The organism is Pseudoxanthomonas beigongshangi (assembly GCF_016820515.1).
Classification (GTDB): domain Bacteria; phylum Pseudomonadota; class Gammaproteobacteria; order Xanthomonadales; family Xanthomonadaceae; genus Pseudoxanthomonas_A; species Pseudoxanthomonas_A beigongshangi.
In genome coordinates this window covers 1-12647 of sequence record NZ_JADHDV010000013.1, presented here as the reverse complement: position 1 = coordinate 12647, position 12647 = coordinate 1, and the positions used below count along the sequence as shown (strand labels likewise).

9 protein-coding genes are annotated in these 12647 nt (G+C 66.4%); 5 read left to right on the top strand and 4 right to left on the bottom strand.

Annotated features, from left to right (window positions below):
• Nucleotides 1-31: 31 nt before the first annotated feature.
• Complete coding sequence (gene hrpA / locus IQ458_RS11060; protein WP_203322845.1) at nucleotides 32-4057, bottom strand: ATP-dependent RNA helicase HrpA; 4026 nt, start codon at nucleotides 4055-4057, stop codon at nucleotides 32-34.
• A gap of 87 nt (nucleotides 4058-4144) precedes the next feature.
• Between hrpA and IQ458_RS11055 the strand changes: the two genes are divergently transcribed.
• The 3 genes from IQ458_RS11055 (at nucleotide 4145) to IQ458_RS11045 (ending at nucleotide 7456) form a co-directional block, all read left to right on the top strand.
• Nucleotides 4145-4675, top strand: coding sequence for a Dps family protein (locus IQ458_RS11055; RefSeq protein WP_235996781.1), 531 nt, complete (start codon nucleotides 4145-4147; stop codon nucleotides 4673-4675).
• 211 nt (nucleotides 4676-4886) lie between these two features.
• Entirely contained in the window at nucleotides 4887-6680 is a 1794-nt protein-coding gene (gene recQ, locus IQ458_RS11050) for a DNA helicase RecQ (protein WP_203322843.1), read from the top strand.
• A gap of 302 nt (nucleotides 6681-6982) precedes the next feature.
• Nucleotides 6983-7456 carry a hypothetical protein gene (locus IQ458_RS11045; protein ID WP_183638906.1) on the top strand — a complete coding sequence of 158 codons (474 nt, stop codon included), beginning with the start codon at nucleotides 6983-6985 and terminating at the stop codon, nucleotides 7454-7456.
• A gap of 73 nt (nucleotides 7457-7529) precedes the next feature.
• On the opposite strand, the gene IQ458_RS11040 is transcribed toward IQ458_RS11045, so the two are convergent.
• Nucleotides 7530-8429 carry a TolB family protein gene (locus IQ458_RS11040; protein ID WP_203322842.1) on the bottom strand — a complete coding sequence of 300 codons (900 nt, stop codon included), beginning with the start codon at nucleotides 8427-8429 and terminating at the stop codon, nucleotides 7530-7532.
• Between the two features lie 134 nt (nucleotides 8430-8563).
• Nucleotides 8564-9187: a glutathione S-transferase family protein gene (locus IQ458_RS11035; protein WP_203322841.1), complete on the bottom strand. Its 624-nt coding sequence runs from the start codon at nucleotides 9185-9187 to the stop codon at nucleotides 8564-8566.
• 167 nt (nucleotides 9188-9354) lie between these two features.
• On the opposite strand from IQ458_RS11035, the gene IQ458_RS11030 reads away from it, so the two are divergent.
• Complete coding sequence (locus IQ458_RS11030; protein WP_203322840.1) at nucleotides 9355-10050, top strand: class I SAM-dependent methyltransferase; 696 nt, start codon at nucleotides 9355-9357, stop codon at nucleotides 10048-10050.
• Between the two features lie 176 nt (nucleotides 10051-10226).
• Nucleotides 10227-11306 (top strand): hypothetical protein, encoded by a 1080-nt coding sequence (locus IQ458_RS11025; RefSeq protein ID WP_203322839.1) that lies wholly within the window; start codon nucleotides 10227-10229, stop codon nucleotides 11304-11306.
• Nucleotides 11307-11694: 388 nt separating this feature from the next.
• Here IQ458_RS11025 and IQ458_RS11020 read toward each other — a convergent pair whose 3' ends face one another.
• Nucleotides 11695-12042, bottom strand: coding sequence for a hypothetical protein (locus IQ458_RS11020; RefSeq protein WP_203322838.1), 348 nt, complete (start codon nucleotides 12040-12042; stop codon nucleotides 11695-11697).
• Between the last annotated feature and the right edge of the window lie 605 nt (nucleotides 12043-12647).

Genomic DNA, 12647 nt, shown 5'->3' with positions numbered 1-12647 from the left:
GTTTCCCTTCATGCCGGCCGGTTGTCTGCTGCTAACCACGCAACGCCTGCAGCCGCTGGGCCAACTTCTTCGGGGAAACGCCGCCGCGCGCGCCCAGTTCCTGGGCGAACATCGAAACCCGCAATTCCTCCAGTTCCCAGCGCAACGCCTGCCATCCCGGCTGGCGCGCCACGCCCAGTCGCGTCGCATCGGCCAGCGCGTCGGCGAACGGTTTGATCTCCAGCATGCGGGCCTGATCCCGCGCCGGATCGCGCAGAGCGCGTTCGGCGCGCAGGCGCATGCCCTTGAGGTAACGCGGCAGTTCCGCCAGCGCTTGCGCGGGCGTGTCGCGCAGGAAGCCCGGATGCACCAGGCCGTCCAGCTGCGCGCGCAGATCGTCCAGGTTGCCGCGCGCCCAGCCCATCAACGGCGATTCCAGTTGCGGCTTGAGTTCCGCGACCGCCGACAGGATCGCCTCGGCCAGCTTCAGCCGCTCCATCGCCTCGCCGAACAGCCGGCGGCCGGCGTCGTCTCGGCGCTGCTCGAACGCGACGCGATCCCGGATCCCTTCCAGTCCGTCGGCCAGCACGGCATTGAGCGCGGCGTCGGCGATGTCCGCGCGCAGACGCTCCTTTTCGCCCGCCTTGTCGCCCTCGGCGAAGCGCTCGATGGCGGCGTAGAGCAGCCCCACCTTCGGCGCCACCGGCAACTGCTTGCGCGCCTGGCGCACGCGATCGGCCAGGGCGATTTCGAGCAGGCGGCGCACACCAGCGGGATGGGCGGCCTCGGCTTCCGCGCGGTCGGCGAATACCTGCAACGCCACGCTGTCACCGTCGTCGCGCAATGCGGGGAACGCCGGCACGCCGGCTTCGCCCGGTACCTGCAACGGGATCGGCTGGGCCGGGAACTCGCGCAACCCGCTCGCCGCCATCGCGCGGCCGGCGCGCGCGGCGAACGCCTGCCCGGCGCGTTCGCCGAAACGCGCGCGCAGTTCATCGAGATCCCGCGACTCGGCCAGGATCCGCGCCTCCCCGCCCTTGCGCGGGTCCTCGCGCAGGCGCAGGTTCATGCGCAGGTGCGGTTCCAGCGCGGACTCGTCGAAGTCGGTGGCGGCCACCGCGACGCCGGTCGTGCGCGACAGGAACCGCGCCAGTTCGCCGCGGATGTCGTCGGCGGTGGCCTGCGGATACGCCTCGAAGAATGCACGCCCGAAATCCGGCGCCGGCACGTAGTTGCGCCGCATCGCCTTGGGCAGGCTGCGGATCAGGCCGGATGCCTTGTCGCCGATGAAACCCGGCGCCAGCCAGGACAGACGGGCCGGATCCAGCGCGTTGAGCAGGTGCAGCGGTACTTCCAGGGTGACGCCGTCGTCCGCCGCGCCGGGTTCGAAGCGGTAATGCAGCGGCAGGCGCGCGTCGCCGAGCGCGAAGTATTTCGGAAAGCGATCCTCCTCGCTGCCCTCGCCCGGCAGCAGATCGGCCAATGTCCACAGCAGGCGCCGACGCGCTTCCGGCGGCTGGCCCTTCCACCGCGCATCCAGGCCGGCGGCGGAATGGATGTCCGGCGGAATCCGGTCCAGATACCAGCGCGCCTGCCAGTCCTCGTCGGCCACCAGGCCGGCGCGGCGCAGCTTGGCTTCCTCCTCGCGCGCCTGTTCCAGCGTCTTCAGGTTGTCGGCGACAAAGCTGGCGCGAGTGTTGATTTCGCCGGTCACCAGCGCCTGGCGGACGAAGATGTCGTGCGCTTCCACCGGCGCGATGCGGCCGTAGTGGACCGGCTTCTTCGGCGCCAGCACCAGCCCGAACAGGCTGATCTGCTCCGACGCCAGCACATGCCCCTGCGCGCGCGACCAGTGCGGGTCGAAATGCTTGCGCATCAGCAGGTGCGGGACCTCGGCGATGACCCACTCCGGTTCGATGGCGGCGTTGGTCAGGCCCCACACGCGCTGGGTATCCAGCAGGGTGGCGCTGAGCATCCACGGTGGCGGCTTCTTCGCCAGCGCAGAGCCCGGGAAAACCTGGAAGCGGCGCTGGCGCGGCGCCTGGAAATCGCCCTTCTCGCCACGATGGCCCACCTGGGTGGGCAGGCCGGCGATCAACGCGCGGTGCAGCGCGACATACGCGGCCTGGCGCTGCTTTTCGGTGGGGCCGTCGGCCGTGGCGGGCGCGGCGGCCGCATCCGAATCGCCACGCTTGCGTGCACGCTCCGGTGTCTTGCGCGGGACGTCGCTGTTGGCCGCAGGCATTGCTTCCAGCATCCACCCCAGCTCCTCGCACAGCAGCAGCAACTGCCGATGCAGCTCGCGCCATTCGCGCATGCGCAGGAACCCGAGGAAGTGGCGTTCGCACCAGTCGCGCAGCTTGGACTGGGTCAGATCCTCGTGGGCCTGCCGGTAGGCGTCCCAGAGTTTGACGATGCCGAGGAACTCCGAGCGGGCATCGGCGAAGGTCGCATGCGCGTTGTCGGCGGCCTCGCGCGCTTCCGGCGGGCGTTCGCGCGGATCCTGGATGCCCAGGAACGCCGCGATGATGATCATCTCGCGCAGGCAGCGATGCTGCTGCGCGGCCACCAGCATGCGCGCCAGCTTCACGTCCACCGGCAGGCGCGCCATCTGCCGGCCGATGGTGGTGAGCTTGCGATCCTTGTCCACCGCGCCCAGTTCGGCCAGTTGCTGCCAGCCATCGGCGATGGCGCGCTCGTCCGGCGGTTCCAGGAACGGGAAATCCTCGATCCGGCCCAGCCCCAGTTGCAGCATCCGCAGGATCACCCCGGCCAGGCTCGAGCGCCGGATTTCCGGATCGGTGAATTCGGCGCGGGCCTGGAAATCGGCCTCGGCATACAGGCGATAGCAGATGCCTTCGGCGATGCGCCCGCAGCGGCCCTTGCGCTGGTTGGCGCTGGCCTGCGAGACCGGCTCGATATGCAGGCGATCCAGCTTCTGTCGCGGGCTGTAGCGCTTGACCCGCGCGTAGCCCGGATCGACCACGTAGCGGATCCGCGGCACGGTCAGCGAGGTCTCGGCCACGTTGGTCGCCAGCACCAGCCGGCGCTTCGGGCCGGGGTTGAACACCCGGTCCTGATCCTTCGCAGACAGTCGCGCGTACAGCGGCAGCACTTCGGTCTCGCGGTACTTGCGCCGTTCCAGCGCCTGGTGGGCGTCGCGGATCTCGCGCTCGCCGGGCAGGAACATCAGCACGTCGCCGCGCGGATCCTGGCGGGTGATCTCGTCCACCGCCGCCACGATGGCGTCGTTGACCGTGCGCTCGCCCTGCTGCTCGCCCTCGCCTTCCAGCGGCCGGTAGCGGACTTCGACCGGATAGGTCCGCCCTTCCACGCTGATCACCGGCGCGTCGTCGAAATGGCGGGAGAAGCGTTCGGTGTCGATGGTGGCCGAGGTGACGATCACCTTCAGGTCGCGGCGCTTGCGCAGCAGCTGCTTGAGGTAGCCAAGCAGGAAATCGATGTTGAGGCTGCGCTCGTGGGCCTCGTCGACGATGATGGTGTCGTAGGCCGACAGCCAGCGATCGCTGGCGATTTCGGCCAGCAGGATGCCGTCGGTCATGAACTTGACCCGGGTGTTGTCGCCGACCTGGTCGGTGAAACGCACCTGGTAGCCGACCGCGTCGCCGACGCCGGTCTTCAGTTCCTCCGCGACCCGGCGCGCGACCGCGCGCGCGGCGATCCGGCGCGGCTGGGTGCAGCCGATCATGCCGGCCACTCCGCGTCCGGCGGCCAGGCACAGCTTGGGCAACTGGGTGGTCTTGCCGGAGCCGGTCTCGCCGGCGATCACCACCACCGGATGGCGGCGGATCAGTTGGACGATGCGTTCGCCTTCACGGGCAATCGGCAGGGCTTCGTCAAGACTCACCTCCGGCACCGACGCCGCGCGCGCTTCGCGCAGCGACACCGAGCCGGCCAGTGCCTGGGCGAAGGCCTCGCGCGCGGCGGCATCGCGCGGCCGCGACTGCCAGCGCGACCAGAGTCCGTGCAGGCGTCCGCGGTCCCGGCTGAGCGCGCCGTCGATGGCGCGACGGGCGGCCTGGAGGTCGTGATCGGGGGAAGGTTCGATAGCGTTCATCAATCCAACGGCGTGAAACGTTTTATTACCCAAACTCGTTTAGGGTAGCTATTGTGGGCCATTGATCCCCCCTCAAGGAGAATGCAGATGTCCAAGACCAAGGCGAAGACCAAGACGGCCGCCGCGCCCGCGGCCACCTCCCCGAACATCGACATCGGGATCACCACCGGTGACCGCAAGAAGATCGCCGAGGGCCTGTCGCGGTTCCTCGCCGACAGCTACACGCTGTACCTGAAGACCCACAACTTCCACTGGAACGTCACCGGCCCGATGTTCAACTCGCTGCACACCATGTTCGAGACCCAGTACACCGAACAGTGGACCGCGCTGGACGAGATCGCCGAGCGCATCCGCGCGCTGGGCTACAACGCGCCCGGCTCCTATGGCGAATTCGTCCGCCTGTCTTCCATCCAGGAGGAATCCGGCGCCGATGGCGTGCCGGGTTGGCAGGGCATGGTGAAGCAGTTGGTGGCCGGCAACGAAGCGGTGTGCCGGACCGCCCGCCAGGTGCTGAAGACCGCCGACGACGCCGGTGACGACCCGTCCGTGGACCTGCTGACCCAGCGCCTGCAGACGCACGAGAAGTATGCCTGGATGCTGCGTTCGCTGCTCGAATGAGACTGCAACCGGCCGTTTGAATACGGCCTGTTGAAGACGACCCGCGCGCCCGGCTTCCGTCGGGCGCGTGCTTATGGGGCACCCTGACCCCCGAATCCGCCCTTGGCTCGCCGGCCGGGAAAATCCCGACAGGCCACTCGCGCATCCACGGACGGCGCTCCGGGCGGTTTTCCGAGCGCCGCGCGGCCGCCCGCCTGCTACCCTATCGCCCATGTCAGAACGTCCCACGGACCTGCTGCTGCGGGTCTTCGGCTACTCCCGTTTCCGCGGCCACCAGCAGGCCATCGTCGAACAGCTCGTCTCCGGCCAGGATGCCCTGGTCCTGATGCCGACCGGCGGCGGCAAGTCGCTGTGCTACCAGATTCCCTCGCTCCTGCGCGAAGGCGTGGGCATCGTGGTGTCCCCGCTGATCGCGCTGATGCAGGACCAGGTGGAAGCACTGCGCCAGCTCGGCGTGCGCGCCGCCTTCCTCAACTCGACGCTGGACGCCGCCACCGCGGCGGACGTCGAACGCGCCCTGCTGAAGGGCGAACTGGACCTGCTGTACGTGGCCCCGGAACGGCTGCTGACGCCTCGCTTCCTGTCCCTGCTGGATCGCAGCCGGATCGCGCTGTTCGCCATCGACGAGGCGCACTGCGTCTCGGCCTGGGGCCACGATTTCCGCCGCGAGTACCTGGAACTGACGATCCTCCATGAGCGCTGGCCCGACGTGCCGCGGATCGCCCTGACCGCCACCGCCGACCCGCCCACCCAGCGCGAGATCGCCGAGCGCCTGGGCCTGACCGAGGCGCAGCGCTTCGTCAGTTCCTTCGACCGCCCCAATATCCGCTACACGGTCACCCAGAAGGACAACGCCAAGCGCCAGCTGCGCGATTTCCTACAGGCCCACAAGGGCGAGGCCGGCATCGTCTATTGCCTGTCGCGCAAGCGGGTGGAGCAGTTCGCCGATTACCTGCTGGAGCAGGGATTCAATGCCCTGCCCTACCACGCCGGCCTGGACGCCGAGATGCGCGCGCACCACCAACGCCGTTTCCTGCGCGAGGAAGGCATCGTCATGGTCGCGACGATTGCCTTCGGCATGGGCATCGACAAGCCGGACGTGCGCTTCGTGGCGCATGTGGACCTGCCCAAGTCGCTGGAGGGCTACTACCAGGAGACCGGCCGCGCCGGTCGCGACGGCGAGGCCGCCGACGCCTGGCTGTGCTACGGGCTGGGCGACGTGGTGCTGCTGAAGCAGATGATCGAGCAGTCCGAGGCCGGCGAGGAACGCAAGCGGCTGGAGCGGCGCAAGCTGGATCAGCTGCTGGGCTACTGCGAATCCATGCAATGCCGCCGGCAGGTGCTGCTGGCCAGCTTCGGCGAAACCTATCCCCAGGAATGCGGCAACTGCGACAACTGCCTGCATCCGGCCGCCACCTGGGATGCCACCGAGGCCGCGCGGAAGGCGTTGAGTTGCGTCTATCGCAGCGGCCAGCGCTTCGGCGTGAACCACATCATCGACGTGCTGCGCGGCAGCGAGAGCGAGAAGATCCGCCAGTGCGGGCATGACCAGCTCACCACCTATGGCATCGGCCGGGATCTGGACGCCGGCACCTGGCGCAGCGTGTTCCGGCAACTGGTGTCCTCCGGCCTGCTGGAGGTCGACGCGGAGGGCTATGGCAGCCTGCGCCTGACCGAGGCCAGCCGGGCGGTGCTGCGGGGCGAACGCCGCCTGCTGCTGCGCAAGGATGCCCCGGCCCGGGAACGCGAGCGCTCCCCGCGCAGCGGCGTGGTCGTCGCACCTACCGACCAACCCCTGTTCGGCGCCTTGCGCGACCTGCGCGCACAGCTGGCGAAGCAACAGAACGTCCCGGCCTACGTCATCTTCCACGACAGCACCCTGCGCAACATCGCCGAGCACCGGCCCGGCACCCTGGACGAACTGGCCCAGGTCGGCGGCATCGGCGGGACCAAGCTGGCCCGCTACGGCGAACAGGTGCTGGAAGCGATCCGCGCGGCCGGTTGAGGGCGGACCTCCACGAACAAAAATGCGGCCGCAGGACCCCTGCGACCGCGATGAGAGAGCACAGCTATATTGTGGTTGTTATGCGGGGAACCGCCCGGCGGACACGACGGGAATCCGCTGGAGCGGTCCGGCATGGCCATGATTCCCGCTGCGGGAAGGCAGGGCGACGCCATCAAGTCACCGTGACCTTCGTCCTAGCCGGAAAGTTCATGCGGAAGCCAGCCTGGGTTCAAGCAGTGGCTGCTAGCGTCTGGCAACTGGCGCATGGATCGCGTACTGATCCGCATTCGACCGAGGCCCCCATGAAGGCAATTGCCCCGCTGCTGCTGAGTCTGTTGGCTTCCGGAAGCGCCCTGGCCCAATCGGCGGAGTCCCTTGATCTCACCCTGCCCCGGCCCGCGCTCTATTCGGCCGACCCGCCCGGCACCTATTACGGCGACACCAGCGGACGCCCGGCCCGCGCACTGCGTCCGGCGCCAGTGGCCCGCAATGCCTGCGGCAAGCCGGTCGACGAGGATGACGGCAAGGTCGATGTCTCCGGCAGCGTCGCCACCGGCATCGGCTATACCAAGGGCTATGGCAGTAGCCACTGGAACGCCGCCAACATCAACCTTTGCAAGTCCTACAACAACGACGAGGGCGAATCCCGCGCGTTCAACCTCAACATCGGCGTGAGCCGGTACGACGGTCCGGGCTTCCATGGCTATCGCCGGCTGCCCGGCGACGTGGGACCGCCGCCGCCGCGCGGCTTCGGCGGTACGCCGATGCGGCCCTGATCCGCACCCCATCGCCCCCTAAAGAAAAAGAGGCGCCTTCCGGCGCCTCTTTCGTTCGCCGCCCACAACTCGCTCACGGCATCTCGATCGGCGCCACCATCAAATCGATCGTTTCATGGACGCGCGCGAAGTACAGCTCGTTGGAATCCCACAGCATGGTCGGATGGAACTCGGTTCCCGCGCTGTTGACGCAGCTTCCCACGTTGACCGGATTGCCGAGCCGGCCGTTGCGCTCGATACGGCTGAGGTAGATGTCGACATCGCCCAGCCCGTCCTGCCGGCCCACCGTGGAATACAACAGGCTGCGGCCGTCCGGCGAGATCTGCGGATTGAATTCCCACAGGTGGGAATGGTCCACGCCCGGGCCGATCGACATCGCCGGGCCATAGCGGCCATCCGGCTGGCGCAGGCTCCGGTAGATGTCCCACTGCCCGCGGTCGCGATCGCTGGCGAAGTACAGGTTGCCGGCGCGATCCAGGCTGGCATACAGCTCGTTGTAGGGGCTGTTGACGTTCGGTCCCAGATTGACCGGTTCGCTCCAGCCCGAGCCGGTGCGCTCGACCACCCAGAGGTCGTTGAGTGGATAGGGGCCCAGGTTCCCGGGCCGGTTGGACGAGAACACCAGTCGCTGGCCATCCAGCGAGACGACCGGGTCCGAATCGGCGAACTGGCCAAGGCCGGAGAACGAGGCCACGTCCGGGGTCGACCAGCCGGTCGCGGTGCGCTGGGCGGTCATGATGGTGAACAGTGCGTCGGATCCGGGCGGGCCCGGGATCTCGTTGACGTGCCAGTAGATCGTCTGCCGATCCGGAGTGAATGCCAGTCGGCCTTCATTGAGTCCAGGCGTACTGATGACTCCCGGGGCGAACACCTGGGCCGGTCCCAGGCAAACCGGCGGCGGCGGCTTGGCCGCCCAGGCCGGTAGCGCCAGGACCAGTGCAACGGCGGCGGACAACGGGGCGACGTGCTTCATGGAAGTCCCTCGTGCGGATGGTGTTTGCACTGTCCGCGCCGCCGGCTCCGGCCGCCATGCGGCTGTGACGAACGCATCGCGGCGAGTGACCAACCGCTTTCCCGCGCGCGCATCCGGGTCAGGAGGCCTGCCGGTCAGGGAATGCCATTGCCGCCATGTCGGCGGAAACCCGGCCGCGCTTCCAGCCGATGCAGGTAGGCGGTCACCGCCGGCAGTTCCGGACGCTCCATCGGGGTCATCTTCCAGCGGTTGACCGACAGCCCCACCACGATGTCCGCCACGGTGAAGGCATCGCCGGCAACATGCGCGCCGGTCCTGGCCAGTTGCGCATCGAGGATACCCATCCGCCGGTTCCACTCCCGCACGCTGGCTTCGATTTGCGCGGGATCGGCGTGCTCGGGACTCTGTCGCACCCGTGCCATGAAGGCGTAGCGCCAGGCGTTGTTGAGTTCCGTGGCCTGCCAGTCCATCCATTGCTCGACCCTGGCCCTCTCGGCCGGCGCCCGTGGCAGCAGATCGTCGCGTTGCTCGCGACCGGCCAGGTAGCGGCAGATCGTGTTCGACTCCCATAGCACCTGCCCGCCATCGCGGATCACCGGCACCAGCGCGTTGGGATTCAACGCCAGGAATTCGGGTTCCGAAGTGGAGCGGTGGCCGCTGCCCCACTCCTCCAGCTCGAAGGGCAAGCCGAGTTCCTCGCACAGCCAGAGCACTTTGCGGACGTTGATGGAGGTCGACTTTCCCAGGATTTTCAACATGATTCGTGTCCGTACGCCCGCCGGGCGCGGGCACGCTACCTTAGCGCCCCGGAGCCTGCTGCCGCACCCGGCGGCGCAGGCCATCGCGTGCCAAGGCGGATCCGCTTAAAATCCGCCCAGCCCGTGGCAAACGGGCAGGGGGAACTCACATTGTGTTGAAGGAAGCAATGCCGGAACAGACGCAGAACCCATACAGCGAGAACTGGTTCGATCACAACATCCCGCACTGGCAGCAATGGCTGGGCGGTTTCCGTGATCGGCCAGGCATCCGTGCGCTGGAAATTGGCAGTTTCGAAGGTCGCTCCACGCTGTGGCTGTGCCAGCACATCCTCACCGGCGTGGGCGCACGCGTCGATTGCGTGGATCTGTTCGCCCCCGATCCCGTCTATGGCGACTACCACGCGCGGTTCCGTCAGAACACGGCCGCCTTCGCCGATCGGATCACCGAGCATCCGGGTTACAGCTTCGATTCATTGCGCCGGATCGAAGGCGAGTTCGATTTCATCTACATCGACGGCTGGCACTCGGCTTTCGGCGCGCTTGCCGATGGCGTGATGACCTGGCCACTGCTGAAGGTCGGCGGCGTGATGATCTTCGACGACTATCTGTGGGTTCCGCCGAAGCAGGTGCCCCGCAAGCCGAACGCACTGGTGCGCAACTGGGCCAAGCTGCGGGGGCGCGACTGGCGCCGCGACGCACTGGAACGCCAGATCGCCAGCGTTCCCACGGAAACGCCCAAGCTGGGTGTCGACGGCATGCTCGCCACGTTGGCGGGACACTACGAACTGCTCGGCGTGACCAACCAGTTGGCGATACGCAAGACCCGCGGCTTCACCTTGGGGCAGGTCGGATACGACACCTGAGCGTTCGATGCCTGGATGAAACAAGGCCCGGTCATGCGCCGGGCTTTTTTCATCCAATGACGACTCCTCGAAACGTGGATGGCATCGGCGCCATTCCTGAATCCGCTTGACATCCGTTTCACGGACACGCTCGCACGCTCGGCTCCCGTCAAGACGACGATACTGCTGAGCCCGCCATGGACATGCGCATCATCATGCGGCAGTTCCCTACGTTGTTTCTGGTTCGCACGGCACTCGCACTGCTTGCCGTCGCAATCCCGCTCTCCAGCCAGGCCGCCCGCCTCGAGTACGTGACCGCAGTCGACGGCACCATCACCGACGTCACCCCGCAACGCATCCTGTTCTTCGTCATCGAGGATGGCCGGCCACTGCTGAAGGTCTACAACCGCGCGACGGGGAGCCTGCGCACGGTCCCGGATCCGACAGGCCATACGCCGGGTTACGAAAAGCTGACCGCGCGTGGCGTGGTGTACGGGATCACCGAGGACGACGAAACGTCGGTGTACGAATGGAACGGCGCCGCCGCGCCGTTGGGAAATGATGGAACGCCACGTGGCATGCGCGTCAGTCCGAACAACAAGCGCTATGTCATCTGGCCGACCTGGCGCCCGGGACGCTACCTGAACCTGCGCGACGTGATGCTCTACAAGGACACCCTGGTCGGCAACGGCCGCGTCGCCGATCTGGCCGATGTCGGCGACGGAGGCGAAGTCGTCTACACCGAAGGGCCGGCGCCCTACAACGTGTTCCGCTACCGGGCCGGGCAGACCGTGCAACTGACCCACGATCCGACCTATTCGCACTTCAATCCGTTGACCGACGGCATCAACGTGGTCTACCGCAAGCAGGTGTCGACCACGGCCTCGCAGATCGTCTTGTACAACGACAATCTCGGCGAAGTGGTCCTGCGCGATGCCAGCAGCGACTACTTCACGCCCCGTGCGGACTATTTCCCCAGCAGTGGATGGGTCGGTTTCACTCGTTTGAACACCGTGAACGGCAACACCGTCAGGCAGGTCTGGCTGCGCTCTCCGCAGGGCCAGCTGACGGCGGTCTCGCAGGCGGATGCGGACGCATCGATCCATGCGATCGCGGGGGGCCAGGTGATGTTCGTCAGCAATGGCTATCTCTACCTGGGACGGCCCGGCGCGGCGCCCGTGCTGGTTTCACCCTTTGCCGAAGGCACCGGCGGTGCCTGGCTGCAGGGCAGCTGGTACGTGTACTTCGGCGGCACCCTGTACCGGGTGGTGTTGTAGCCGCAACGGTCCAGCCCGCCCGCATGCAGCAGGTGGAGCCGCTGCACGGGAGGGGAGCCCTTCATGGGGTTCCCCAAGGTCCTTCCTGCCCGCCTGCCAGTGTTCCGCGACCACGAAAAAAGGCGCTCGCGCGCCTTCAGCCGCCTGCATCGAAATGGTGGGCCGTGAAGGATTCGAACCTTCGACCAAAAGATTAAAAGTCTGTTCGATTAAGCCGTACTTTCAATGGGTTAGAAAGATCCATTTTTCCAGACCGCAGCCGTGAAACCATTGACTTGTCGTAAGGCTGGACGCCATTTTTCCGGCGATCCCACGATGTCCGCTATCGACCAGGAGCGGACATCGGAATTAAGCTGACCCGCGACGCGGGTTCGGCTTGAATGAACTGTTAGGCCGCAGCACGGAAGCGCTGGACGGCCCGCACAAAAGCATGTGTCACCTCGAGCTTTAGTCGAGGTGCTTTGTTTTCCGCAAGCAGCCAGGATGCCAGAACATCTACTGGCAGATAGCTGGATCGGTTGCTGCGACCAATTGCCATCAGTTGGCCAAATACTCGGTGTTGGATCTCATTGATGTCGCGAAGGAAGCGCGGGTCTGTGACGCCGGGGCCCTGAAACTCGTAAGCCGTCCTGGCAATCACTGTGAGCTCATGCCCAAAGAGCGGCAGGAACCGAGCCATATCGGCGTCTTCCATCCTTGAAAGGAGCGTCTCGCATTCTTGCGGAGTGATACTCATGCGGCCTAACGCCTGAATTTAGCCGTGCCGCGAAGCGGCGTCGGCTTGAATGAATTGTTAGGCGTCCTGTCGACCATGCCGCAGCCCTCGCCAACCGATACCGATGATAAGAGTTGAGCCAATGAGAAGTACTGCATAGATCATCGCCGCCTCTATGCCGTATGCAATGAATCCGTACTTGCTGGACGAGAACTGCAACGAGCCAACGACCAGCGAAAGAATAGCCTGGTTCAGTGCTAGAAGTATTGTCGCTAAGCCGATTGCTATCGCTAGCCAGCTCCAGAACCTGTTTGAAGCGCCAGCAGCTTTCATAGACAAGCGTTTCACCCCCCCGGGCCCATTGGTTTGCTTAACTTGATACGCGAGTGCTGGCCAACAAGCAACGTCCGCTATCGGCCAGAAGCGGACATTGAATGCCTGAATTAAGCCGTGCCGCGAAGCGGCATCGGCTTGTTAGCCGCGTGGATCAGGCCATCTTGGCAGCGGTCTTTGCCTTCTTAGCGGCTTGCGTCTTCGCGCGTTTCTTGACCTTTGCCGACTTGCCCGTGCCTTCCATTAGGGTCTTGAACTGAGTCCAGGTCTGGACCGGCCAGCCTTTCGTAGAC

What these genes read in the sequence shown, in the direction of transcription:
- hrpA (WP_203322845.1), bottom strand. Translation starts at nt 4,057, where the DNA reads ATGAACGCTATCGAACCTTCCCCCGATCACGACCTCCAGGCCGCCCGT.
- IQ458_RS11055 (WP_235996781.1), top strand. Translation starts at nt 4,145, where the DNA reads ATGTCCAAGACCAAGGCGAAGACCAAGACGGCCGCCGCGCCCGCGGCC.
- recQ (WP_203322843.1), top strand. Translation starts at nt 4,887, where the DNA reads ATGTCAGAACGTCCCACGGACCTGCTGCTGCGGGTCTTCGGCTACTCC.
- IQ458_RS11045 (WP_183638906.1), top strand. Translation starts at nt 6,983, where the DNA reads ATGAAGGCAATTGCCCCGCTGCTGCTGAGTCTGTTGGCTTCCGGAAGC.
- IQ458_RS11040 (WP_203322842.1), bottom strand. Translation starts at nt 8,429, where the DNA reads ATGAAGCACGTCGCCCCGTTGTCCGCCGCCGTTGCACTGGTCCTGGCG.
- IQ458_RS11035 (WP_203322841.1), bottom strand. Translation starts at nt 9,187, where the DNA reads ATGTTGAAAATCCTGGGAAAGTCGACCTCCATCAACGTCCGCAAAGTG.
- IQ458_RS11030 (WP_203322840.1), top strand. Translation starts at nt 9,355, where the DNA reads ATGCCGGAACAGACGCAGAACCCATACAGCGAGAACTGGTTCGATCAC.
- IQ458_RS11025 (WP_203322839.1), top strand. Translation starts at nt 10,227, where the DNA reads ATGGACATGCGCATCATCATGCGGCAGTTCCCTACGTTGTTTCTGGTT.
- IQ458_RS11020 (WP_203322838.1), bottom strand. Translation starts at nt 12,042, where the DNA reads ATGAGTATCACTCCGCAAGAATGCGAGACGCTCCTTTCAAGGATGGAA.